The sequence below is a fragment of the Lentzea nigeriaca genome (assembly GCF_016907955.1).
GTDB classification, from domain to species: Bacteria; Actinomycetota; Actinomycetes; order Mycobacteriales; family Pseudonocardiaceae; genus Lentzea; species Lentzea nigeriaca.
The window spans coordinates 36,799-61,582 of the sequence record NZ_JAFBCX010000013.1 but is presented as its reverse complement, the minus strand read 5'-3'; the positions used below and the strand labels follow the sequence as shown (position 1 = coordinate 61,582).

15 protein-coding genes are annotated in these 24,784 nt (G+C 68.3%); 10 read left to right on the top strand and 5 right to left on the bottom strand.

The annotated features are described in order from the left end of the window. Nucleotides 1-75: 75 nt before the first annotated feature. Nucleotides 76-2,751, top strand: a complete 2,676-nt coding sequence (locus tag JOD27_RS33790) for a cellulose binding domain-containing protein (protein WP_204766381.1) — start codon at nucleotides 76-78, stop codon at nucleotides 2,749-2,751. Here the strand turns inward: JOD27_RS33790 and JOD27_RS45410 are convergent. After that, entirely contained in the window at nucleotides 2,723-2,848 is a 126-nt protein-coding gene (locus JOD27_RS45410) for a LacI family DNA-binding transcriptional regulator (RefSeq protein WP_239570146.1), read from the bottom strand. The genes JOD27_RS33790 and JOD27_RS45410 overlap by 29 nt on opposite strands. Before the next feature lie 153 nt (nucleotides 2,849-3,001). Here JOD27_RS45410 and JOD27_RS33780 point away from each other — a divergent pair, with 153 nt between their 5' ends. Beyond that, on the top strand, nucleotides 3,002-4,762 hold the full coding sequence (locus JOD27_RS33780) for a rhamnogalacturonan lyase (RefSeq protein WP_204766380.1): 1,761 nt from the start codon (nucleotides 3,002-3,004) through the stop codon (nucleotides 4,760-4,762). A 130-nt stretch (nucleotides 4,763-4,892) separates the two neighbouring features. Here JOD27_RS33780 and JOD27_RS33775 read toward each other — a convergent pair whose 3' ends face one another. Both JOD27_RS33775 and JOD27_RS33770 read right to left on the bottom strand, forming a co-directional pair. Then, nucleotides 4,893-5,894 carry an SGNH/GDSL hydrolase family protein gene (locus JOD27_RS33775; RefSeq protein WP_307830482.1) on the bottom strand — a complete coding sequence of 334 codons (1,002 nt, stop codon included), beginning with the start codon at nucleotides 5,892-5,894 and terminating at the stop codon, nucleotides 4,893-4,895. Further along, nucleotides 5,891-8,140: a rhamnogalacturonan lyase gene (locus JOD27_RS33770; protein ID WP_204766379.1), complete on the bottom strand. Its 2,250-nt coding sequence runs from the start codon at nucleotides 8,138-8,140 to the stop codon at nucleotides 5,891-5,893. Before JOD27_RS33770 ends, JOD27_RS33775 begins: the two co-directional genes overlap by 4 nt. 437 nt (nucleotides 8,141-8,577) lie before the next feature. On the opposite strand from JOD27_RS33770, the gene JOD27_RS33765 reads away from it, so the two are divergent. Both JOD27_RS33765 and JOD27_RS33760 read left to right on the top strand, forming a co-directional pair. Then, nucleotides 8,578-9,594: a LacI family DNA-binding transcriptional regulator gene (locus JOD27_RS33765; RefSeq protein ID WP_204766378.1), complete on the top strand. Its 1,017-nt coding sequence runs from the start codon at nucleotides 8,578-8,580 to the stop codon at nucleotides 9,592-9,594. A gap of 517 nt (nucleotides 9,595-10,111) precedes the next feature. Continuing rightward, nucleotides 10,112-11,611, top strand: coding sequence for a discoidin domain-containing protein (locus tag JOD27_RS33760; protein ID WP_204766377.1), 1,500 nt, complete (start codon nucleotides 10,112-10,114; stop codon nucleotides 11,609-11,611). 24 nt (nucleotides 11,612-11,635) lie between these two features. Here the strand turns inward: JOD27_RS33760 and JOD27_RS33755 are convergent, their stop codons facing one another. After that, a complete protein-coding gene (locus JOD27_RS33755) occupies nucleotides 11,636-12,295 on the bottom strand; it encodes a TetR/AcrR family transcriptional regulator (protein WP_204766376.1) in 660 nt (219 codons plus the stop codon). Between the two features lie 46 nt (nucleotides 12,296-12,341). On the opposite strand from JOD27_RS33755, the gene JOD27_RS33750 reads away from it, so the two are divergent. Continuing rightward, on the top strand, nucleotides 12,342-12,944 hold the full coding sequence (locus JOD27_RS33750) for a DUF4386 domain-containing protein (RefSeq protein WP_204766375.1): 603 nt from the start codon (nucleotides 12,342-12,344) through the stop codon (nucleotides 12,942-12,944). Here JOD27_RS33750 and JOD27_RS33745 read toward each other — a convergent pair. After that, nucleotides 12,941-14,236: a jacalin-like lectin gene (locus JOD27_RS33745; protein ID WP_204766374.1), complete on the bottom strand. Its 1,296-nt coding sequence runs from the start codon at nucleotides 14,234-14,236 to the stop codon at nucleotides 12,941-12,943. The genes JOD27_RS33750 and JOD27_RS33745 overlap by 4 nt on opposite strands. Before the next feature lie 475 nt (nucleotides 14,237-14,711). Between JOD27_RS33745 and JOD27_RS33740 the strand changes: the two genes are divergently transcribed. The 5 genes from JOD27_RS33740 to JOD27_RS33720 all read left to right on the top strand — a co-directional run bounded on the left by JOD27_RS33740 (nucleotide 14,712) and on the right by JOD27_RS33720 (nucleotide 24,752). Then, the gene (locus tag JOD27_RS33740; RefSeq protein WP_204766373.1) at nucleotides 14,712-17,420 is read left to right on the top strand and encodes an immunoglobulin-like domain-containing protein; all 2,709 of its coding nucleotides are present in this window, start codon (nucleotides 14,712-14,714) and stop codon (nucleotides 17,418-17,420) included. A 145-nt stretch (nucleotides 17,421-17,565) separates the two neighbouring features. Continuing rightward, nucleotides 17,566-19,824, top strand: a complete 2,259-nt coding sequence (locus tag JOD27_RS33735) for a cellulase family glycosylhydrolase (protein ID WP_204766372.1) — start codon at nucleotides 17,566-17,568, stop codon at nucleotides 19,822-19,824. Nucleotides 19,825-20,173: 349 nt separating this feature from the next. Continuing rightward, a complete protein-coding gene (locus tag JOD27_RS33730) occupies nucleotides 20,174-21,304 on the top strand; it encodes an HNH endonuclease signature motif containing protein (protein ID WP_204766371.1) in 1,131 nt (376 codons plus the stop codon). A gap of 432 nt (nucleotides 21,305-21,736) precedes the next feature. Next, a complete protein-coding gene (locus JOD27_RS33725; protein WP_307830481.1) occupies nucleotides 21,737-22,807 on the top strand; it encodes a beta-galactosidase in 1,071 nt (356 codons plus the stop codon). Between the two features lie 94 nt (nucleotides 22,808-22,901). Next, nucleotides 22,902-24,752 carry a DUF1996 domain-containing protein gene (locus JOD27_RS33720; protein WP_204766369.1) on the top strand — a complete coding sequence of 617 codons (1,851 nt, stop codon included), beginning with the start codon at nucleotides 22,902-22,904 and terminating at the stop codon, nucleotides 24,750-24,752. Nucleotides 24,753-24,784 lie beyond the last annotated feature (32 nt).

The following is a 24,784-nucleotide window of genomic DNA, read 5'->3' as shown; positions in this document are numbered from 1 at the left end:
GAAATATGCGGTTTGTTTGAATTGACGAGTGCCTGAGAGGGACGCTTCTCCGAAATCGGCGAGAAGGGATTCTCAATGCGGAGAGCTCTCGCAGGCGCACTGGCGGCGGTGACGATGTCCGCGCTCGTCGTGGTGGCGCACACGACGGGCGCGGGTCGGTCGGCGGCAGCGGCCGAGACGTACTCGTGGGGCAACGCCGAGATCGCGGGCGGTGGCTTCGTTCCCGGGATCGTGTTCAACCAGAGCGAGCCGAACCTGATCTACGCGCGCACCGACATCGGCGGCGCGTACCGGTGGAACCAGCAGACGAGCAGATGGATTCCGCTGCTCGACCACGTCGGCCTCGACAACTGGGGCCTCAACGGGGTCGCGAGCCTCGCGACCGACGCCGTCGACCCGAACCGCGTGTACGTCGCCGCCGGCATGTACACCAACAGCTGGGATCCCAACAACGGCGCCATTCTGCGCTCGTCCGACCGCGGCACGACATGGCAGACCACGCCGCTGCCGTTCAAGGTCGGCGGCAACATGCCGGGCCGCGGGATGGGGGAGCGGCTCGCGATCGACCCGAACCGCAACAGCGTCCTGTACTTCGGCGCGCCGAGCGGCAAGGGCCTGTGGCGCAGCACGGACTTCGGCGCCACCTGGGGCCAGGTCACGTCCTTCCCGAACCCCGGCAACTACGTCCAGGACCCCAACGACCCCAACGGGTATCTCACCGACAACCAGGGCGTGCTGTGGGTGACGTTCGACCCGCGCACCGGATCCGCCGGGTCGGCGACGCAGACGATCTATGTGGGCGTCGCGGACAAGGAGAACAACGTCTACCGCAGCACGAACGGCGGTACGACGTGGGAACGCGTGGCGGGTCAGCCGACGGGTTTCCTGCCGCACAAGGGAGTTCTCCAGGGCGACACGCTCTACCTCGCCACGAGCGACACCGGCGGTCCGTACGACGGCGCCAAGGGTGACGTCTGGAAGCTGAACACCGCGACCGGGGCGTGGACGCGGATCAGCCCGGTGCCGTCGACCAGCGCCGACAACACGTTCGGCTACAGCGGCCTGACCGTCGACCGCAAGAAGCCCGGCACGCTCATGGGCGCCACCCAGATCGCGTGGTGGCCGGACGTGGTGTTCTTCCGCAGCACCGACTACGGCGCCACCTGGACGCGGGTCTGGGACTGGACGAGCTATCCCGACCGCAGCTTCCGCTACAAGATGGACATCAGCGCCTCGCCGTGGCTCGACCTCGGCGCGAACCCCGCGCCGCCGGAGACGTCACCGAAGCTCGGCTGGATGACGGAGTCGGTGGAGATCGACCCGTTCAACTCCGACCGGTTGATGTACGGCACCGGCGCCACGATCTACGGCACCACCGACCTGACGGCGTGGGACCGCGGCACCCAGTTCACGATCAGGCCGATGGCGGCAGGCCTCGAGGAAACCGCGGTGACCGACCTGATCAGCCCGCCGTCCGGTGCGCCGTTGATCAGCGCGCTGGGCGACATCGGCGGGTTCCGGCACGACCGGCTGGACCGGGTGCCGGCCAGGATGTTCACCCAGCCCTACTTCACCACGACGCGCAGTCTCGACTACGCCGAGCTGACCCCGGCGACGATGGTGCGCGTCGGTGACTTCGACAAGGCCGGCAGGCCCAACGACAACCGGGTGGCGTTCTCCACCGACGGCGGCGCGAACTGGTTCCAGGGCCAGGAACCGGGGGGCGTGACCGGTGGCGGCACCGTCGCGGCGGCGGCCGACGGCAGCAGGTTCGTCTGGAGCCCCACCGGGGCCGGTGTGCACCACGCGACCGGCTTCGGCAACTCGTGGACGGCGTCGACCGGCATCCCGGCGGGCGCGGCCGTCGAGTCGGACCGGGTGAACCCGATGAAGTTCTACGGGTTCTCCGCCGGGAAGTTCTACGTGAGCACCAACGGCGGCGCCGCGTTCACCGCGACGGCGGCGACGGGTCTGCCCGAGTCGGCCCGCTTCAAAGCCGTGGCGGGCAAGGAAGGCGACGTCTGGCTCGCGGGCACCGGCGGGCTGTGGCACTCGACGGACTCCGGCGCGAGCTTCGCGAAGGTCTCCGGTGTGGCGGGCTCGCTCAACATCGGCTTCGGCAAGGCGGGGCCGGGACGCACCTACCCCGCGCTGTACCTGATCGGCGAAGCCGGTGGCGTCAAAGGCGTCTTCCGGTCCGACGACACGGGCGCGAGCTGGGTGCGGATCAACGACGACCGCCACCAGTACGGCAACATCGGGGACGCGATCACCGGCGACCCGCGCGTGTACGGCCGCGTCTACCTCGGCACCAACGGTCGTGGCGTCGTGATCGGTGACATGACCGGAACCCCGCCCACCACAACGACCACGACCACGACCACCACGACGACCACCACGACCACGACGACGACCACGAGCCAGCCGGGAACGGGCTGCTCGGTGAAGTACACGGTGCCGAACCAGTGGCAGGGCGGCTTCCAGGGTGGCGTCGAGATCACCAACACCGGATCGGCGGCCATCAACGGGTGGACGCTCAAGTGGACGTTCCCCAACGGCCAGGTGATCACCCAGCTGTGGAACGGCAGGCACACCCAGACCGGCGCCGCGGTCACCGTGACCGACCAGGGCTACAACGCCGAGATCAAGCCGAACGCGACCGTCGGATTCGGGTTCACCGCAAGCTGGACCGGCACGAACGCGAAGCCTGCGGCGTTCACGCTCAACGATCGGCCGTGCACCATGCCGTAGCGGTGCTGCCGGGCCGCTCGCGCTTGCCGCTGAGCACGTACGACACCGTGCTGGCGGACACGCCCGCGTGCCTGGCGACGTCCTCGATTGTGATCAACCGGTCTCCGTTCCCTGGTCGTCGCCGCGACTTCAGGGGGCTACGTCCGCCTCGACGTCGAACGCAGGTCGAAGAATTGCCGCCCCGGCATTCGATTTGTTCGACGCTAACGTTCGTTCCGATGAAACGTTTCAATTTCTGGAGGGCGGGTTCATGAGACGGGCAACGGCGTCTGTGCTGCTGGCGGCGATTCTCGTCGCGGGCGGTGTTCCCGCGGTCGCGAGCGAACCGGCGATCTCGGCTGATCGCGGACTCGTCAGCATCAGGTCGGTCCACGGCGACGGCAACTTCGTGTCGTGGCGGCTGCTCGGCTCCGACGCCGCTGACGTGGCGTTCAACGTCTACCGCGACGGGGTGAAGGTCAACCGGGCGCCGGTGACGGCGGCGACGAGCTACCTCGACGCGGGTGCGCCCGCGACCGCGTCCTACGCGGTGCGACGGGTGAGCGGAGGCGTGGAATCGGCGGCCACGCGGTCCGTCGGCACCCTCGCGACGAGCCGGGACGTTCCCCTGCAGATCCCGGGATCCGGTTACGTGGCGAACGACGCGTCGGTGGGTGACCTCGACGGCGACGGCGAGTGGGAGATCGTCCTCAAATGGGATCCCGCTGACGCCAAGGACAACTCGCAGGCGGGCCGCACGGGCAACGTGTACCTGGACGCGTACAAGCTCAACGGCGCCCGGTTGTGGCGGATCGACCTCGGCCGCAACATCCGGGCGGGCGCGCACTACACCCAGTTCCAGGTCTTCGACTACGACGGTGACGGCAGGGCCGAGATCGCCGTGAAGACCGCGGATGGCACGCGGTCGGGCACCGGGCAGGTGATCGGCAACGCGAACGCCGACCACCGCAACTCCGACGGCTACATCCTCACCGGGCCGGAGTTCCTCTCGGTGTTCCGCGGCACGGACGGCGCGGTGCTCGACACCGAGAACTACGTGCCACCACGCGGAAACGTCTCGTCGTGGGGCGACAGCTACGGCAACCGGGTCGACCGCTTCCTCGCCGGAACGGCCTATTTGGACGGTTCACGGCCGAGCATCGTCATGGCGCGTGGCTACTACACCCGCAGCGTGATCTCGGCGTGGGACTTCCGGAACGGGCAGCTCACGCAGCGCTGGACGTTCGACTCGGCGACCCAGTCGAACCGGTCGGCGTGGGAGGGCAAGGGCAACCACCAGCTGTCGGTGGCCGACGTGGACGGCGACGGCCGTGACGAGATCATCTACGGCTCGATGGCGATCGACGACAACGGCCGCGGCCTGTGGCAGAACGGCACCCACCACGGCGACGCCCTGCACGTAGGCGACTTCATCCCGTCCAGGCCCGGTTTGGAGGTCTTCAAGCCGTCCGAGCACACCAACGAGGTCGCGCACTGGATGGGCGACGCGCGCACCGGCCAGATCATCTGGAGTGCGCCGTCGTGCGGCTGCGACAACGGCCGTGCCGTCGCCGCGGACATCTGGGCAGGCAACCCCGGCGCGGAGGCGTGGTCGTCGGCGGTCGGCGGTCTGCGCAGCGCCACCACGGGCGCCCAGGTCGCCGCGCGCAAACCGGGGTCGACCAACTTCGTGATCTGGTGGGACGGCGACGCGCAGCGCGAGCTGCTCAACGGCACCACGATCGACAAGTACGGCCCCAACGGTGACACGCGGCTGCTCACCGGGTCGGACGTGGCCTCCAACAACGGCACGAAGTCCACGCCGGCGCTGCAGGCCGACATCCTCGGCGACTGGCGCGAGGAGGTCATCTGGCGAACCTCGGACAGCCGGGCGCTGCGCATCTACTCCACCACCGAGCCGACGACGATCCGGCGGCCGTCGCTGATGGAGGACAGGCAGTACCGGGAAGCGGTGGCGTGGCAGAACACGGCCTACAACCAGCCGCCGCACCCGAGCTTCGCCAGTCCCTGATCGTCCTGGAGGACAACTGCACACCACCGGTCACGGCGATGCGGCTGGGGTCGGCGGCGGGCAGGCTGGGCGCCTGCGCCGGTCATTACCAACGAGGCGCGGGTTGCGGACGGAACTTCCGGCCAGGTGCTCAGATCTTCGCTGCCACGATCGGTGCCAGCCGGTCGGCGATCTTGCGGTGGCCCTGGTCGTTGGGGTGCACGTTGTCCGTCGTGTCGGTGGCCTCGTTGATCCAGCCCTCGGTGTTCACGAAGTACACGTTGCGGTCACCGCCGTCGTTGAGCGTCTGCACGGCCGCCTGGGTCTCCGGAAGGTACCGCTTGCGGAACGTGCCCAGCGCGAAGATGGCCGCGTTCGGGTACTTCTGGCGGGCTCGCTGCAGCAGCGTGACGTAGGAGGCGCGGAACTGGTCCTTGGTGACGCTGTGGCCGACGTCGTTGGTGCCGAGGTTGATCACGACGGCGTTCGCCCGATAACGGTCGAAGTTCCACGCGGGGGCGTCCAGCGCGAGGCCGGTGCGCAGGAAGCCCTCGCGCATGCTCAGGCAGCCGTCGGCCGCCGGGTGCAGGCACGCGCCGCCCACGGCGATCTGGGTGTGGCCGGTCCTGAGCTTCTCGCCGGTCAGCCAGCCGTACGCGGTGAGCGCCTGCTTCGACGACTGCTGGCCCACGGTGATCGAGTCGCCGACGAACTCGATGATCTTCGACGGCACGGTGGGCGCGAACGTCCTCGCACCGGAGTCGATCTCGATGCCCTGGTACACCGCGTCGCCCTTGTACGAGCCCGCGATCGGGCGGTAGGACACGCGCAGCGTGTGGTTGCCCGCCGCCAGGGGAGTCGGGGTGAGGTCCACGGTGCCCGTTCGGTTCACGTAGGACACGTCGGGTCCGCCGTCGATGCTGACGAAGAAGTCGATGGCGCGGCGCTGCTTGAGCTTCACCGTGCGGCCGGTGAAACCGACGACGAGGTAGGCGCCTGCCCACTCCGAGACGTAGGCGCTCGACGAGTTCGTGTTCCAGCGGCCGAAGTACCTGACGTTCGGGTCGGTGGGCGTGCTCGTGGTGGCGGCCGAGGCTGCCGGGACCACGACCACGGTGCTGAGCAGAACCGTTGCTGCGACCAGGAGTTTCACGGTGCGACCTTCCGGTGCGATGGCAGGGGAACGCGCGACCAGTCGACGTCCGAGGCGAGGTAGAAGCCCAGGTACGACGGCTGGTTGTAGGTGGTCTGCTGGCGGGCGACCTCGACGCGGTACTGGCGGTCGTGCATGAGCGTGTACATCTTGTGGTTCGTCGGTTCGGTGCTGACGTAGAAGCGCAACGCCGAGCTGTCCTGGGTCCGCATCAGGAGTTCCTCACGCCAGTCGCCGAAAACATCGGCCACGAGGGAAGGATTGCCCTTGGTGCCGTTGTTGGCGCGGGTTCCGGTGGCCGTGAGCATCGTGCCGCGCCGCCAGTCTTCGATCGCCGGCGTCACGTCCTGGGCGCCGGTGACGATCTGGCTGGTCAGATCGCCGGCCCAGCGGATGCTCATGTTCGTTCCGGGAGAACGGGTTTCGAGCCGGCGGCCGTCCGCGCTCCAGATGCCGGCCGAGTCAGAGCCGTTCGGCATGGAGGCCCACGTCTCCATGCCCGGCACGTCCGGGCGGACGTCGCCGACCATGCCCCGGCCGGTGTCCATGCCGGAATACGCGCCGTAGATCGTTTCGCCGGTTCTCGCATCGCGCAGTGCGTAGCCGTACGGGGCATACCTCGCGCCTTCGTGGACCATGTAGATCTCGAGGCCGGGGCGGTTCGGGTCGACGTCGGTGACGTGCAGGGCGTCGCCGTGACCGACCCGAACCGTGGCTCCCGGGTCCGCACTGCCCGGTGGCAGCACGCCGGTGGAGCTGTACAACAGTGCGCCGTTGTCGTCGAGCGTCGCACCACCGTAGATGATCTCCTGACGGCCGTCGCCGTCCACGTCGGCCACACTCAACGAGTGCGCCCCCTGCGTGGTGAGCTCGGCGTGGCTCGGGTTCGTGCCGTCACGGCCGTGCGGGGTGTCGCGGAACGGGTTCGTCATCGGCACCCAGCCGCTGTCGACGAGCCAGCGCTTGTGCAGCCGCCTGCCGTCCCAGTCGTAGGTGGCGACGGTGGAACGGGTGTAGTAGCCGCGGGCGAAGATCGCGGACGGTCGTTCGCCGTCCAGGTAGGCGACTCCGGACAGGAACCGGTCGACGCGGTTGCCCGGTTCGATGCGCGGCATCGCGTAGTCGCCCCACAGGAGGCCGTCGTCGGTGCGGCCCGGTTCGTAGCGCACGGTCTGCAGCTCGCGTCCCGTGGCGCCGTCGAACACCGTCAGGTACTCCGGGCCGTCGACGATGAACCCCGCGAACTGGCGCAGCTTGTTGTTGGCACTGCGGGACGGCGCGTAGACGTCGATGAAGTAGTCCACCAGGGCGGCAGAGTCCTCTGTGGACAAGGGATAGGTGTAGCGCTGTTCGATGCCGAACGCCTGCTCCAGCGTCTTGGGCCATCGGCCGGCGACGACCTCGGGATGGGTGTGCCAGCCGCGGAACACGTCGATCAGGTGGGTCCGGTAGCCGTCGGGGCTGAGCCGGTAGTCGTCGGTGTTCCGGTACCCGGCACGGACGTCCTCGCGCGGCATCGTGATGTACCGTCCGCGTCCGTCCCTGGTGCCCGGCGCGGTCTTCGTCATCAGCTCCGCGCGGCCGTCGCCGTCGAAGTCGTAGACCAGGAACTGGGTGTAGTGCGCGCCTGCCCTGATGTTCACGCCGAGATCGATCCGGTGCAGCAGGGTGCCGTCGAACCGGTACGTGTCGAGGTACACAGGCCCGGTGTAGCCGACCTGCGAGACGTCCTTGGAGTTGCTGGGATCCCACTTCACGACGTACTCGTACTGCCCGTCGCCGTCCACGTCGCCGACGCTGACATCATTGGCGGAATAGGTGTAGCGCTCACCGGCCGGTGTCACGCCGTCCGCGGGCTTGTGCAGCGGCAGGTCGTAGTGCGACTCGGTCCACGCCGTGACCGGCTTGCTCCATCCCAGCGCGACGCCGTGCCGCAGGGGAGCGACCTGATAGCGCGCACCGAAAGTCGCGCCGGTGTCGACGTACGTGGTGCTGTCGGTGACGGTCGCGATGCGCTTCCCGTTGCGGTAGACCGCGAAGTCAGGCCCGGCGACACCAGTCGCCGTGGCACCGGTGGCTTCCTGCCCGAGCAGGCGCCAGCTCAGGTGCACGCCGCCGGAGGTGGTGGCCGCGACGAGTCCGCGGTCGAGGCGTTCTCCCGGCGAGAGGTGTGCGGACGCGGGCAGCTGTCCGGCGAGGACGGCCGTGACCACCAGCGGGAGCAGAACGCTTCGTCGCAGATCCACGGCGGCTACGATGACCCGTTCCCGGCACTGACGCAAGGCTCCGAATGTGTTGCAGCACAACGTGGAAAGCGTTTTCCTGTCGAATTGTCGAATCGGGCGGGCAGTTCGACTTGTTCGACGGAACCCGTGTCGAACAAGTCGAACGGAAGCGCCGCTTCTTGACGGCCACTGTGAGCCGTGCCACGTTCACGTTGTCGGGTCGAAGCGATTCGATTAAGTCTCGACGCCGAGGAGGTGCTGTGCACGTTCACGGTCCCGGAGGATTCCGGCCCGTGCGCCTGGCCTGATCATCACCTTCCGGTCGCCGAAAACCCGCATGTCCGGCTTCGAATTCGACTGTCAATCGTGAATGTGAACGTTCCCACCTTCGGTGGTGAACGAAGGGCATCACCCGCCCGTAATGTTGTCGAAACGCTTCAACACTCGGAGGTGCCGACGTGGTCACCATCGCGGATGTGGCGAGGCATGCCGGCGTAGCGCCGAGCACCGTCTCCTACGTGCTCACGGGCAAGCGGTCGATCTCGCCGCAGACCCGCACCAAGGTCAGGGAGAGCATCCGGCTGCTGGGCTACCACCCGCACGCCGGCGCTCGGGCGCTCGCGACGAGCAGAGCCAACGTGGTGGCGCTGGTGCTGCCGCTGCGTCCCGGCGTGCACCTGCCCGTGCTGATGCGCTTCGTGACGGCGGCGGTCACGACAGCGCGCAGGCACGACATGGACGTGCTGCTGGTGACGGCGGACCAGGGAGCGCAGGGCCTGCGCAGGGTCGCGGGCAGCGCCCAGGTCGACGGTTTCCTGGTGATGGACGTGGAACTCGACGACGACCGCGTGCCGCTGCTGCGGCAGATGGGACAGCCGTCCGTCCTCATCGGACGTCCGGCGGCGGTCAAGGGACTGACCTGTGTGGACCTCGACTTCGAGGCCGCCGGGGCTCGGTGTGTCGACCACCTGGCCGACCTCGGCCACCGCTACATCGGGTTCCTCGGCGCCCCGAGCGTCGTGTACCAGCGCAACACCGGCTACGCGCAGCGCACGATGGCCGGGTTCGGCGCGGCGGCCATGCGGCGCGGTATCGCCTCGACAGCGCTACCGGCGGAGGACGACTACGAGTCGGTACTGGCGTCCGTGCGCTCGTTGCTGCGTACCCAACCGGCGATGACCGCCCTCGTCGTCCACAACGAGGCCGCGCTCGGCTGGGTGGCGGGAAGCCTGCGCGCGCTGGGACGCAGGGTGCCCGACGACGTGGCGGTCGTGGCGATCTGCCCGGACGAGCTCGCGGAACAGATGCAGCTGACGTCCGTTCAGCTGCCCGCGGAGGAACTGGGACGGCAGGCGATGGAGCTGCTCGTCGCCAGGCTGAACGGGCATCCGACCGCACCGCTGACACTCCTGCCGCCCAAGCTGTCCGGCCGCGCGAGCACCGCCTCGCGCCTGCGTCACCGCGGCACGGCCTGAGCGAACACGAACGCGCGGTCAGGGTCGTACTTCGCGGCAACCTCTTGCGGCCGCCGGAGGTTGCCGCGAAGTACGCCTCGGCCCATTGCGGCGCAGCCTCGGATGTCATGGTGACGCGCGGGGTCCGGGTAGGGGGCTGCCGACGACCGGCCCGACAGTTGAATGTGTGCTGCTGTGCGCGGTGATAGCGGCCGGTGGAGGACGAGGTCGCCCGTGCGGTACATCCGCTGCCCCGCGGCCCACGCCGACGCGGCCGGCGCACCCGCGAGTTCGGCGAACAGGCCTGGTGGTGGGCAACCAGTGCGGCCCGACCGAGACTGGGCGTCGCGCCTGCCCTCGAACCGCAGCACCCCGTCCTGGGTGAACCGGGCGAGTTGAATGTGAACGTTCCCATCGCGCCGTAACCCGACTTTTCCTTGCTCAGCAAGGTTTGTCGAATGTTCGATCGTCGTTGTGATCAGCGTTCACATACGTGGGCGCTCGACAACCTCTCCCTGCCGAACGAATGAGGTTTCGCATGACGCTTCGGACGAAAGTGTCGTTGGGTGTGGCGGCCCTGTCCCTGTTGGCCGGTTCGCCGGCCGCGGTCGCCGCCGACACCAACCTGGCGTTGAACAGGCCGGCCACGGGCTCCGCCGCGTGCGCGAGCACGGAAGGACCGGAGAAGGCCGTCAACGGCAGCGTCACCGGTGGCAACAGCGACAAGTGGTGCTCGACGGCGAGCAACAAGTACCTGCAGGTCGATCTCGGCGTGCCCGCGTCGATCACCGGCTTCACCGTCAAGCACGCGGGCGCCGGTGGCGAGTCCACCACGTACAACACCAAGGCGTTCGCCGTGCAGTTGTCCACGGACGGCAACACGTGGACCACGGCGGCGTCCGTCACGAACAACACCGCGAGCACGACGACGCACCCGATCGCCGCGACCAACGCCCGCTACGCCAAACTCGTCGTCACCACACCGACCCAGACCGCCGACACCGCCGCGAGGATCTACGAGTTCGAGGTGTACGGCACCAGCAGCGGCACGCCCGGCGGCGGCACCATCGCGGTGTTCGACCACATCCCGCAGTTCGGCATCTACACGAGCAACGACCCGGTCGGCTACACCCCGCCCGCGGGCGTGCTGATGTGGAACCGCGGCACCGAGTTCGCGAGGAAGCTGACCGACGCGGAGAAAGCGTTGATCGGTGACGATCTCCGGGTGCGGGTGAGCTATCACGCGCAGTGCGACAACTACGACCGGATCGGCACGGTGTTCTACGTGGCCGTGCCGAAGGGCACGACGCCGACCGCGACCACGCCGAGGGTGACCCTGCAGGACTTCATCACCCCGTTCAGCAATTACTGGCGCGGCGCCAAGGCGAACTACACCTTCCCGGATGCCGACCTCGGTCCGTACGCCGGTGCGCTGGCCGATCCGGACAAGGACGTGTACCTCGGCATCGGCGGCGGCTCCAACCCGTACGGCGGTGACCCGTGCGACTCGCACCCCGAGGTCACGCCCGAGTTCAAGGCGATCGGTTTCAAGTACTCGATGTCGCTGATCTCCAGCGTCGAACTGACCGCGCGGGACCACGACGTGGCGGGGATGATCTCCGGCGTTCGCGAGACCACCAACTCCATCACCGCGGGCCCGGTCCGGCACACCGCCACCGGCAATCGCGGCGACATCGCCCTGGTGATCGCCGGCTACGGCTCCGTCGCGGGCGGCGAGGAGTACTCGAACACCACGGTCACCGTGTCGGTGAACGGCACCAGGGTAGGCTCGTTCTCCACCGCGGTGGACTGCGCGAACCTGGAGCAGTACAGCCCGGACGGCAATCCGGGAATCTTCCGCAACAACACCACGAGCAACCCGCGCAGCTGGTGTCCTGGCGGGCTGATCCCGAGCCGTTACTTCCCGACCGGTGACATCGCAGGGAAGGACGTCACGGTCACCGTCGGCATCGGACGGCCGGTGCCGTACGTCGGCGACTCCGGCTATCGCACCAGCGTTTCCTTGCTGGAGCACTGATTCCCGAGGGACTTCCTCGGCGGGTCAGTCGCGAACCAGCCCGTCGAGGACCCTCTCCAGCCCCCACAGGAACTGGTCGGTCGAGATGTAGGCCGCCATCACGTCCACGCTCGCCGCCGTGCGCGGAAACGACTCCGCGGGAATAGCCTCGAAACCCTTGCGCCGCTGCGCGATCCGGTCGTCCTCCGGCGGCGTGGGGGCGGCCGGGTCGAGTTCGGCGGCCTCCAGCGCGATCGACCCGAGCAGGTACACGATCAACGTGTAGGACGCCCGCGCCGCGTCCTCTTCGGACAGTCCGGCCTCGGCGAGGAGATCGAGCAGCTTTTCCCCGTACGCCAGCGCCCTCGGGCCGTCCATCGGCGCGCCGAGCAGCAACCGCGTGGCCCCGGGGTGGTCGAGCAGCCGGGCGCGCAACCCGAGTGCGACTTCTCGGATCCGGTGCCGCCACGGCATTGTGCGATCGGAGAACACGTCGAGGCTCTGCTCGCCGATGAGCCGGTCGACGACGGCCCGCAGCACCGCCGCCTTGTCGGGGAAGTAGGTGTAGATCGCGTTCGGCGCCACCCCGACCTCTCCGGCGATGCTGCGCATCGACACGGCATCCCCTCCGCGTTCGCCGAGCAGCTTCAGCGCGGCACCGACGATCGCCTCCTCGGACAGCGACCGCTTGGGACCAGGCTTCACTCCAACCCCCTTGACTCGATCTCTGTACAGCGTACAGACTCAGCGAATGCTGGACACCGTACAGAGATGGACCGCTGCCTTGGCGTTCACGGCCGTCGTCGCCGCGAACGCGTCATTCGTGCTGCTCAGCGCCTCGTTCGACTACCCGGACATCCTGCGGGATCCCGACGCGATGAGCCGTTTTCAGGCGAACGCGGGTGTGATCGGCAGCCAGTTCGCGCTCCTGGCGTTCAGCGCGGCACTGCTGGCCCCACTCGCGCTGCTGCTGCACCGCCGCACCGCGTGGATCGGTGTCACGGCGGCCGTGGTGCAGGTCGTCGGCCTGCTCAGATGGCCGTTGCTCGTGCCGCACCTGACCGACGGAGCCACGTTCGACACGCTCAGCGTCGTGCTGGGTGTGGTGGTCGGCGAAACGCTCGGCTACCTGTTCACCGCGGCCTGGACGGTGGCGATCGTCCGCGCTCTGCACATCGCGCCGTGGCTCGGCTGGCCGTCCGCCGTGATGATCGCCAGTGGTGTGCTGACACCGCTGCACGTGCCGGGCGCGGACGTCGTGAACTTCGCCGGTTACCTGCTCTGGAGTGCTTGGCTGGTAATGGTTGGCGTACGTTCACTCCGCCCGCGCCCGAGCAACGCGGTGATCTCCTAGGCCGGCACGAAGATCGCACCGAGCCGGTCGACCTCGTCGCCCGACCGGCCGGTGAACCCGGCGATGCGCCACCCGGCGGGCGCGGTCACGGTGATCGTCTCGCCGGTCGCCCGGCCCGCCGAGAGCGTGCGGCCCCGGTTGGTGGTGAACGCCGCCGAGAACACGCGCGTGTGGCCGTTGTACTGGCCCTGGCTCAGCTTCGCTGAGACGAGGTGCTCACCGGGTTCGAGCGTGAGCGTCGTCGCCGTGCCGCCGTTGCCGCCGTGGCTGAACGTCGTGCCGTTGGCGAGCGTGAACGACACCTGGTCCAACCGGTTGCCGCCGCGCAGGCTCAGCGACCGCACCTCACCCAGGTCGACCGCCGCGAGGTCGGTGAACGGGGTCCCGTGCGGGCCGCCTGCTTCGGCGCTGAGCCGGATGTTGTCGGCGGCGGTCCAGTCGAACCTGGTGGCAATGGGGTAGTGGTCGGACAGCGGCTTGCCCTGTGCGTCCACGAAAGCCCGGTTGTCGTTGCGGTAGTCCCGCGCGGTCAGGGTGATCTGCCGGTTGCCCCGGTAGAGGATCTTGTCGACCACCTCGCACGAGTCGGTGAGCGCCGCCGGGTCGCACACCAGTGCCGGAGCACCAGCCGCCGGTGCCTGGCCGCCGCGCTCGAGCTGCACCCACGCGTCAGTCAGGCCGTTGGTGGTGACCAGTTCGCGGATGTTGTCCTCGGCACGGGTGTAGCGGGTGTTGGTGTCGCCCATGACGATGACGGCGTTGCCGGCCGAGTTCGCGGCGATGAACCGCGACAGCTGGGTGATGTTCGACCGGCGCGCGGCGAGGTCGGCGTTCTCGGTGCCCGCGTTGGGGTGCAGGTTGTACAGATCGACGTAGACGCCGTCGGCAAGCCTGATCCGCTTGTACGTGAAGCCCTTGGGCGTCAGGCAGTCCGTGCCGTTGCAGGACGACCACTTCGTGCGTTCGAGATCGCTGTAGGGCAGGTGGGACAGCGTGTTCAGGCCGCTGCCGAACGGCACGCCGCCGCTCGTCGGCGTGCGGTAGGCGTGGTTGTCGCCCGCGTACAGGGCCGCGTGGTAGTTGAAGTCCTCCTGGACGTTGATGATGTCGTAGGGCGCCAGGCGAGGGCTGATCAACGGCGTGTTCACCGCCGGGTTGCCGGACGAGAGTCCTTCCGGCAGACCGGCCACGTTGTAGGTCAGCACCTCGAAGCTGCCGCCGGTGGCGGCGTGGGCCGGAGTCACGAGCGTCGCCAGCACGACAGGGATGGCGAGCAGGGTCGATCGTCGCATGCTGCTCCTCGCAGGGTCGGAGCGTTCGCAACACGGGAACGCGGCATGATGATCCACGCTTTGTGAGCGGTCACAAAGTCCTCGTTTCGGCGGAATCCGTCGAATTCGACGTCGAATCGACGAAGTGGCCGCGCCGCGCCGCATTCGTGATCTCCGCGCAAGCTTCCGGTTGCCTCGGCGCCTCGTGACCGCAACGGGTTCACGAGTGGGGCATCATGCAAAAGGTGTTCGGGACGATCGTCGGTGAGATCTGCGACGGGACCGTCACGCCGAAGGCCGGCCTGGCGGCAGCCCAGCGGTCACTGGAGAACCTGGGCAAACGACGACTCGGAGGGTGGGTCGGACCCCGCCCTCCGAGTGAATTGACGGCCTATCGAGCGGCGGCTATGTTTGCGCTCACTTCAGGGACTGTCCGCGTGTTCTCCCTTTTCACCCTGCTCCGGGCGCCGTCGCGCGCCCGTCGGGAAAGGCCGGCATGTCCTTTCGTCATCTCACCTTCACCTCGGCCTTGCTCGCCGTCGCCCTCACCTCGGGCGGGCTCGCGATCTCGGTCACGACCAGCTCGGCCGCGACGCTCGACGAGGGCCTCGTGGTGCACTACGACCTCACCCAGACCTCCGGCGCCACGGTGGCCGACACGTCCGGCTTCGGCCGTGACGGCACCGTCAGCGGCGACACCGCGTGGCTGGGCGCGGAGGGTCTCCGGCTCGGCGGCACGAACGGTCACGTCCGCCTGCCCGACAACGTGCTGCGCGGCCTCACCGACGTCACGGTCTCGGTTCAGGTCGACCTCGCGACCGACCAGTCCGTCCCGTACTTCGTCTGGGGCCTCGGGAACACCCTGAACGACACCGGGAACGGCTATCTGTTCGCGACGGGCAACCAGTTCCGCGCCTCGATCGCGAGCGGCAACTGGTCGACCGAGCAGACCGTCGACAGTGGACGTGACCTCGCGCGCGGTAGCTGGCGCACGATCACCTACACGCTGGGCAGCGGCACCGCGATCCTCTACGAGGACGGCGTCGAGGTCGCCAGGAAGACTGGTGTGACGACCACTCCCGGTGCCATCGGCGACGGCACCACCACGGCCAACTACCTCGGCCGCTCGGTCTACCCGTCCGACCGGTACCTCAAGGGCAGGCTGCGTGACTTCCGGCTCTACGGCCGTGCGCTGAGCGCGGGAGAGACACGCGAGCTCGGGAGGACCACCGCGTCCGGACGGCCAGCCGCCGACGTCGCGGCGCTCGACCTGGGCGACACCTCGGCCGTGACCGAGGACCTCACGCTGCCCGCCAGGGCGGTGGGTGGTTCGGCGATCTCCTGGGAGTCGAGCAGGCCCTCCGTGGTCTCGGCGGCAGGGGTCGTCACGCGGCCCGCGCCGCGGACGGGCAACGCGACGGTGACGTTGACCGCGACAGCCACGTACGCCGGGTACACCGCGAAACGCGACTTCACCGTGACGGTGCTGGAGGACATCACCGACCGGCAGAAGGTCGACAACGCGTTGAAGGACCTCGTGATCCACGACGAGGACGCGATCAGGGGCAACATCACGCTGCCCGCCAAGGGCGCCCGCGACGTCACGTTCACCTGGCAGAGCAAGGATCCCGGCGTCGTCACCGCCACGGGCGAGGTGACGAGGCCGCCCGCCGGCGCCAAGCCGCGCAAAGCCCGCCTCTCGGTCAGGGCGACGAAGGGCTACACCACCGGCACCCGCCACTTCACGCTCACCGTCCTCCCGCTGCCGAAGAAGGCGGCGATGGAGGGGTACGTGTTCGCGTACTTCACCGGCGAGGCCACCCAGGACTCCGAGCAGGTGCACTTCGCGGTGAGCCGGGGCAACGACCCGTTGCACTGGGACGAGCTCAACGACGGACGTCCGGTGCTGAGGTCGAAGTACGGCGAGACCGGCGTGCGCGACCCGTTCCTCGTCCGCAGTCCCGAGGGCGACAGGTTCTTCCTCGTCGCGACCGACCTGCAGATCAACGACGGGCGCGGCTGGGACGCCGCGATGCGGCACGGCAGCAGGTATCTGGAGATCTGGGAGTCGACGGACCTCGTGACGTGGTCGGAGCAGCGGCACGTCCTGGTGTCGGACGCGACGGCCGGCATGACGTGGGCCCCGGAAGCCACGTACGACCCGTTGATCGGCGCCTACGTCGTCTACTGGGCGTCCAATGTGTACACCGATGCGGAGCACACCGGCCCGACGTACCCGCGGATGATGTACTCGACCACCCGCGATTTCCGCACGTTCACCCGCCCGCAGGTCTGGAACGACCCCGGCCGTGGCGTGATCGACTCCACCGTCATCAGGGACGGCGAGTACTACTACCGGCTCACCACCGACGAGAAGGTCATCGGGTCGTGCCAGCGGGACATCGTGCTGGAGCGCTCGAGGGACCTGCGGGCGGTCGACCTGCCGGGGACCGGGCCGCGCAACTGGGAGCTCGTCGACGACTGCATCCGCACCGGGGTCGGCACCGACTGGGTCGAGGGCCCGACGGCGTTCAAGTCCAACGACGGCAGCAAGTTCTACGTGTTCATGGACGAGACGCCGCGTCGCGGCTATCTGCCGTTCGTGACGGACTCGCTGGCGAACCCGAACTGGTCGATCCCGGCGGACTACCAGCTGCCGGCGAAACCGCGGCACGGCACCGTGCTGCCGGTGTCGATGGCCGAGCTCGACCGGTTGCGACAGGGCCCGCCACCGGTGCGCGCCACCAAGAAGGGCGTCGTGGTCGACTACGACCTGACGGGCGGTGTCGGTACGGCCGTCGCCGATGAGTCCGGATTCGGCCGTACCGCAACGATTCGCGGTGACGTCAGCCGCTCGTCGGCCGGACTCGTCTTCGGCGGCACGGACGGCTACCTCGACCTGCCGGGCACTCTCACGGCCGGGCTGGACGCGATGACCGTGTCAGCACAGGTGTGGATCGATTCCGCGTCTTCGTTGTGGGATCTGGGAAGCGCGCACGCCTTGCCGGGCGGCAGCTGGCACACCATCACGTACACGTTGTCGAACGGGACCGTGCGTTTGTTCGACAACAGCGTCGAATTCGCGCGAGTGGACGGTGTGACAACGATGCCGCGTGAACTCGGCGGCCGGTACTTCAAGGGCAAGATGCGCAGGTTGACGGTGTGGAACCGCGTCCTGACGGCGCCGGAGATGGGTCAGCGCTGAGAAGGCTTGTCCTGCCGGACGATCCGATGTCACCGGGTTGTCCGGATCGGACAGGTTCGCGTCGTGCGCCAGTCGGCGGTACGCCAGCGTCTGGGAGCGCTCCCAGAATCGGGGTGCACTGACGGACATTTCCTCAGGAGGTCGTATGACCTGGCGAACTCTCCGAGCGGCGGTGGCCGGCGTGCTGCTGGCCGCCACCGTTGTCCTCGCTCCGACAGCGAACGCCGCGGCGCCCGCGCGGATCATGGCCCTCGGCGACTCCATCACCGGCTCGCCTGGCTGCTGGCGGGCACTGCTCTGGAAGCACCTGCAGGACACCGGTCACACCGACGTCGACTTCGTCGGCTCACTCCCGGCGCCGGGCTGCGGGTTCACCTACGACGGCGACAACGAGGGGCACGGCGGCATCCTCGCGACCAACATCGTGCGGGACAACCAGCTTCCCGGCTGGCTGTCCTCGGCGCGGCCCGACATCGTGCTGATGCACCTGGGCACCAACGACGTCTGGAACAACATCCCGGCGCAGTCGATCCTCAACGCCTACACCACGATGCTCGGCCAGATGCGGGCGAACAACCCCGCGATCAAGCTGATCGTCGCGAAGATCATCCCGATGAACCCGTCGAACTGCACAGCGTGCGGGCAGCGGGTCGTCGACCTGAACGCGGCGATTCCCGGCTGGGCGCAGGCGAACAGCACCGCCGCGTCACCGATCACCGTCGTCGACCAGTGGACCGGGTTCGACACGGCGGGGGACACCACGGACGGCGTCCACCCCAACAGCACCACGGGCATCCAGAAGATGGAAAACCGCTGGTACCCCGCGGTGGTCGCGGCGCTGGGCGGTGGCAGCACCCCTGCAGTGGGCCTGCACGTCGAGGGTACGCGGGTCGTCGAGGCGAACGGCAGCCCGTTCGTCATGCGCGGGGTGAACCACGCCTACGTCTGGTACCCGACCCAGAACAGGGCGTTCGCGGACATGAAGTCCTTTGGCACCAACACGGTCCGCGTCGTGCTCGGCAGCGGCCAACGGTGGGGGCCGACACCGGCAGCCGAGGTCACGAACGCCATCTCGCTGTGCAAGCAGAACAAGATGATCTGCGTACTGGAAGTCCACGACACCACGGGATACGGCGAGCAGAGTGGTGCGGCGACCCTGGACCAGGCGGCGACGTACTGGCTCGGGGTGGCCAACGTGCTGAAGGGACAGGAGAACTACGTCGTCATCAACCTGGGCAACGAGCCGTTCGGCAACAACGCCTCGGTCAGCGCCACCTGGGCGAGCGCGACGAGCAGCGCGATCACCCGGCTGCGTGGCGCAGGGCTGCAGCACCTGATCATGGCCGACGCGCCGATGTGGGGCCAGGACTGGGGCAACATCATGCGCGACAACGCGGCCTCGGTGTTCAACGCCGACCCGCAGCGCAACACGGTGTTCTCCATCCACATGTACGGCGTCTACGACACGGCCGCCGAGATCAACGCGTACTTCGACGCGTTCCGCACCGCCGGTCTGCCTTTGGTGGTGGGCGAGTTCGGGCACAACCACTCCGACGGCAATCCGGACGAGGACACGATCATGGCCCAGGCGCAGGCACGCGGGCTGGGGTACCTCGGCTGGTCGTGGAGCGGCAACAGCAGCGACGTCGCCTACCTCGACATGACCAACTCCTTCAACCCGGCGAGCCTCACGCCGTGGGGCGAGCGTTTCCTCAACGGTGCCAACGGCGTTCGGCAGACGTCGAAGGAAGCCACCATCTTCGGCGGCGGAGGTGGTGGCGACACGACGCCACCGTCCACACCGGGCACTCCGACGGCGTCGGGTGTGACGTCGTCCGGCCTCACGTTGAGCTGGGCGGCATCGACCGACAACGTTGGTGTCACTGGCTATGACGTGTTCCGCGCGGTGGGCGGCGGGTCGTTCGCGCTCGTGGGGTCGGCGTCGTCGGCGAGCTACACCGACAGCGGCCTCAGCCCGTCGACCACCTACCGGTACCAGGTGCGGGCGAGGGACGCCGCGGGGAACGTCTCGGCGAACTCCGGCATCGTGACGGCGACGACCAGCGCGGGTGGCTCCGGCACCTGCAAGGTCGGTTACTCGCCGCAGAACTGGGGCGGTGGCAACGGGTTCACCGCGAGCGTGACCATCACGAACACCGGCACCAGCGCGGTCGACGGCTGGACCCTCGCCTTCAGCTACGCGAACGGCCAGAAGGTCACGCTGCCCGGCTGGGGTGCCACGTGGACCCAGTCCGGCAGCAACGTCACCGCGACCAACCTGACCTGGAACCGCACGCTGGCACCGAGTGCGTCGGTCAGCATCGGGTTCAACGGCACGTACAGCGGGTCGAACCCGACGCCGACCTCGTTCACGCTCAACGGAAGCACGTGCACGACAGGCTGACGAGGACCGGCCCCTGGCGTCACCACGCCAGGGGCCGGTGGTTTCTGCTTCTCGATGCTCGGTGCGGTGGACCGACCCGGTCTGACGGCTTCGCAGACCCGGCACATGCCCTTCTCCGTCGGGCGTGTGCCGGACCGAATTTCCGTGGCCGGTTTTCGTAGGTGGTTGCGGGTCGTGGTCATTTTTCGTTTTTGCGGTTCCGGGTGCGCGCGTGGTTTCTAGTGGTTGCGTGGCGTCTAGAGAGATGGCGGGTATACGGTGCTATAGGGGTGTGTGACCTGCAGTTTTCACACGATGGTGTAGCCCTGATCCGCCTTTTCTGTTTTTGATCTCGAATAGAATTGGGGGTATGGATGTCGTCGAGGTTCTCGATGCTCTCGCCTATCACGAGAAACAGGTCGCCTATCATCAGGCGCAGGGTCTGCGGATCCTCGCCGAGTACGCGCTCGCGTGTGAGGGTGAGGAGTTCTTCGACGCCGAGATCGCCGCCGCGATGCACTGGACCTCCGCCTGGACGGCCAACCAGATCGCGCTGGCGCTGGACCTGGCGTCCAAGCTGCCGCGCACGCTGGACGCCCTGGAGAAGGGGGAGATCGACCTGTACAAGGCCCGCGTCCTCTACGACACCACGATGCCGTTGTCGGCGGACCTGGCGGCGCAGGTCGAGGAGAGTGTGCTGGCCAAGGCCGACGGCAAGACCGGTGCGCAGGTGCGGCGGCTGGCGAGCCGGGTGGTGATGCGCGTCGACCCCGACGGGCACCGGGACCGGGCGGAGACGCGCAAATCCCAGCGCTGCACCGGGGTCGATCCGCTTCCCGACCAGATGGCCCGGTTGTGGGCGTATCTGCCGCTGGACAAGGCCGCGGCGTGCTACGACCGGGTCGACACGATCGCCCGCGGCCTGCAGCACCCCGACGACCCCCGCACCCTGGACCAGATTCGCGCCGACGTGGTGGCCGACCTGCTGCTGGCCACGCCGGACAGGACCAGCGCGGTGAAGGTCGAGATGTACGTGACCGTGTCCGCCGCCACCCTGATGGGCCTGTCCGAGCAGCCCGGCGAACTCGCCGGGTATGGCCCGATCACCGCCGATCTGGCGCGGGAGCTGGCTGGGGACGCGACCTGGCGGCGGCTGCTGACCGACCCGGTCACCGGGGAGGCTTTGGAGTTCGGCACCAGCACCTACCGGCCACCGGCGCGGTTGCGGCGGTTCGTGTGGGTGCGGGATCGGACCTGCCGGTTCCCCGGCTGCATGCGGCCCGCGCACCAGTCCGAGCTCGATCACACGGTGCCGTTCCCGCTGGGCCCGACCTCGCAGGAGAACCTGGGCCCGTTCTGTAGGCATCACCACCGGGTCAAACACCGCACCGCCTGGCAGGTCGTCCAGCCCACGCCGGGCACGTTCCAGTTCCGCAGCCCGGCGGGGAAGACCTACCGCCGCGAACCGGAACCGGTCTTCGACGACCCACCACCGTTCTGAACCACGCCCACCGCCCGGCACCGGGTTGCGCTCCCCACGAGACATCCTTCGGATCGCAACCCGCGCTTCGGCGACCCCTCACACAACCGGCAGCCGAACAACCCAGATCTCGCACGGGACATCTCCCGCCCGGTGGCGACCACCTTCACGACCGGCAGCCAACAATCCCAAGGGACATCTCTACAAACGCAACCCGCGCCCTAGCGACCACCTACGCAACCGGCGCCCGTCGCACGCCGCCCGGCCACGCCCCGCAACCACCTGCGCAACCCGGCCACAGAACTCGGTCCGGTACACGCCCGACGAAGGAGGGCATGTACCGGGTCGGCGAAGCCGCGAAACCCAGGTCAGGGAGGGTGTGCCGGTGGTCGTGTCGACCGCCTCCCCGGCGGCGAGGCTCACGTTGGGCCCACCCTGCAGACGCGGGACACAGTGCCACGGGACACAGTGCCACGGGAGACGTGGCGCTTTGTCCGTCATGGTCGCGACCTCACGACTCCCTGCACATCGGTGGTGATCAATGGGGAGAGTTTGGTGTCGTTGCTGCGGTGGCGGGCTTCCCGTTTCGGTACGGAGAAGTTCCACTCGGCGATGCTCCCGCACGTCGGCACGGAGAGCCGAGCCTGGCAGGAGGTCGTGCGACTCGGCCAGGATCTCGGCGTGCTCGCTCCACTGCGCGGCCGCCGCGTCGTGGCGGACGTCGCGCTGCTGTGGGACTGGCAGTCGTGGTGGGCGCAGCGGGGCACCGGCCTCGACGCCCGCGAGCGAGCGGAAGCCTGGCACACCGCCACCTACGACCAGCACCTCACCGCCGACTTCGCCCACCCGGAGGCGGATCTGTCCGGCTACCCGCTCGTCGTGGTGCCCGCGTTGTACTCGATGACGGACGCCGCGTCGGTCAACCTGCACCGCTACCCCGAGAAGGGCGGCGTCCTGGTCGTGTCGTGTTTCTCAGGGATAGTCGACGAGCACCACACCGTCCACGACGGACCGCACCCCGGAGCGTTGCGCGAGGTGCTGGGTCTGACGGTGGAGGAGTTCACGCCACTCCGCGCGGGCGAGAGGGTGCGGCTGGGCAACGGGCTGACGGGCGCCGAGTGGTCCGAGGTCGTGACCATGCGGGGTGCGGCGGCCATTTGGTCCTCTGTGGATGGACCGGCTGCCGGATTGCCCACTGTTACCAGACATGCGGTCGGGCAGGGCAGCGCCTGGCACGTGTCGGCCTGCCTGGGGGAGGACGGGCTCGACGCCGTGCTGCTGGCGGCGGGTGCGGAGGCCGGGATCTCGTCGCGCGATCTGCCGCGTGACGTCGAGGTCGTGGAGCGGGGGCGGCACCTGTTCGCGATCAACCACGGCCCGTGGACGGAGCTGGTCCCCGCCACCGGGAGCGAGCTGCTGGTCGGTGAGAGCGTGGACAGTCACGTCGCGTTACCTCCCGGTGCGGTTCGGGTGATGGTCGGCACGCCGGAAACGGAAAGCGCTTTCTACCCGAACGAGGCTTGAGTTCTTAACGACTTGTGACGCGGAAATCACAGTTGAGCCGAAAGGCGGCGGTGCACGTATTCCCGATCATGCACGGCATGAGCGAGGAGGACGAATGACACACCGGGAAGCCGACAGGCGGAAGTTCCGCCTGATCGCCTCGTTGTCGGCGGTGGCCGTGGTGGCCGCCGGCACCGCCACCGTGGCACTGGCTGCCAAGGACGGCGAGCCGGCGCCAGTCAGCGCGTTCGTGCGCATTGAGCAGGTCGGCAAGAACGTCGTCGAGCCGAAGGTGCAGCAGAACGGCGCCGGCGGAGTGTTCACGGTCGACTGCGGCACGAACGAGAACGGCAAGTTCAGCGCCGACAACCCGGTCGCTCAGCCTGGTCTGCCCCACGGAGCCCAGCACGTCCACGACTTCGTGGGCAACCTGTCGATCAGCGCCGAATCGACGGACGACAGCCTGGCTGACTCGGACACCACCTGCAAGAACGGTGACAAGTCGTCCTACTTCTGGCCGGTCGTGCGGATCAACCCGAAGGCCAACCAGAACTCGTCCGGCTCCAGCCCGGACAAGGTGAAGGAGGCAGGCCCGCCGCACATCGCCTGCCCGTCGGTCTCCGACCGGCTGCCCGCGGTGCCGGAGCGGGCGAAGGAGGAGGTCGACCGGAACCTCGAGCTGCTGGACAAGCAGGTCAAGGAGGCCAATGATCGGGCTGCGCGCAACGAGAACCCCGGCGACCCGAACTTCGTCAACAACGCGATCCTCGGTCCGTTGCGCGACAAGCGAGTGGCCACTCTGGACCGCATCGCGATCGCGATCGGCCGCAGCGCGCCCAAGCCGAACCTGACCTCGCTCGCCGAGTGCGAGCTGTTCTTCGGCGCGGGACACGGTGACAAGGGTCAGGCCCCGCGCAAGTTCAGCGGCCAGCACGGCGGCTCGGACGAGCACGCCGGTCACGGACAGGCTCCGCAGAAGCTCGCCGGCCAGCCCGGCGGCTCCGGTGACGACGCCACGCCGACCGTCAAGTGTCCTTCGGTGCGCGGCGCGCTGGGTGCCGTGCCGGACCAGGCGATCGCCGAGGTGGACCGCAACCTCGCGTTGCTGGACAAGCAGATCGCGGAGGCGAACCAGCGGATCGTCACCACCAAGGGACAGGGTGGCCCGAACTTCATCAACAACGCCATTCTCGGGCCGTTGAAGGACAAGCGGGTCGCCACGATCGACCGGATGGCCATCGCGATCGGCCGCAACGCCCAGAAGCCGCAGGGTCTGGAGCGCCTGGCGCCGTGCAAGCTCAGCACCGACAACGGCGGCAACGGCGGCAACAACGGGAACAACAACGGTGGCGGTAACAACAACGGGGGCAACAACAACGGCGGCAACGCGGGCCTCGCGGTTCCGTCCGGTCCGAACCTGGAGCTCGTCGGCAACAACGGCAAGATCGTCCGCCCGGCCCAGGTGAAGATCGAGTACCGCGGCAACGCGACCAGCAAGGTCACGGCCATGCCGAAGTTCCTCAAGATGATCGTCGGTGACGCGAAGCCGACCAGCCGCGGCCCCGCCAACGCCCGCGCCACGTGGACGTGCAGCGGGTTCGAGGACCGGCTGTCGGACAAGTACGTGATCTGCCCGAACGGCAGCAAGGTCACGCGCGTGCACAACTTCGCCGGGTGCTGGGACGGCAAGAACACCGACAGTGCCAACCACCGCGACCACGTGCGGTTCGCCGACCAGAAGACCGGCGCGTGCCCGAAGGGCTTCAAGGCGATCCCGCAGCTGCGGATCAGCATCTCCTACGACATCCCGAAGGACGTCCAGGAGAAGGGCCAGTACCAGCTCGACGCGTTCCCCGAGGAGAACCACAACCCGTTCTCCGACCACAACGACTACGCCAACGTCAACTCCGAGGAGACGATGGGGCAGATCGTGAAGTGTGTGAACGACGGGCGCAAGTGCTCCTGACCGTCGTTTAGACGATGAAGGCGCCTTCATCC

Bases quoted from the DNA above. Each gene is read 5' to 3' on its own strand.
- JOD27_RS33760 (WP_204766377.1), top strand. From the start codon at position 10,112: ATGACGCTTCGGACGAAAGTGTCGTTGGGTGTGGCGGCCCTGTCCCTG.
- JOD27_RS33720 (WP_204766369.1), top strand. From the start codon at position 22,902: ATGACACACCGGGAAGCCGACAGGCGGAAGTTCCGCCTGATCGCCTCG.
- JOD27_RS33790 (WP_204766381.1), top strand. From the start codon at position 76: ATGCGGAGAGCTCTCGCAGGCGCACTGGCGGCGGTGACGATGTCCGCG.
- JOD27_RS33780 (WP_204766380.1), top strand. From the start codon at position 3,002: ATGAGACGGGCAACGGCGTCTGTGCTGCTGGCGGCGATTCTCGTCGCG.
- JOD27_RS33745 (WP_204766374.1), bottom strand. From the start codon at position 14,236: ATGCGACGATCGACCCTGCTCGCCATCCCTGTCGTGCTGGCGACGCTC.
- JOD27_RS33735 (WP_204766372.1), top strand. From the start codon at position 17,566: ATGACCTGGCGAACTCTCCGAGCGGCGGTGGCCGGCGTGCTGCTGGCC.
- JOD27_RS33750 (WP_204766375.1), top strand. From the start codon at position 12,342: ATGCTGGACACCGTACAGAGATGGACCGCTGCCTTGGCGTTCACGGCC.
- JOD27_RS33730 (WP_204766371.1), top strand. From the start codon at position 20,174: ATGGATGTCGTCGAGGTTCTCGATGCTCTCGCCTATCACGAGAAACAG.
- JOD27_RS33740 (WP_204766373.1), top strand. From the start codon at position 14,712: ATGTCCTTTCGTCATCTCACCTTCACCTCGGCCTTGCTCGCCGTCGCC.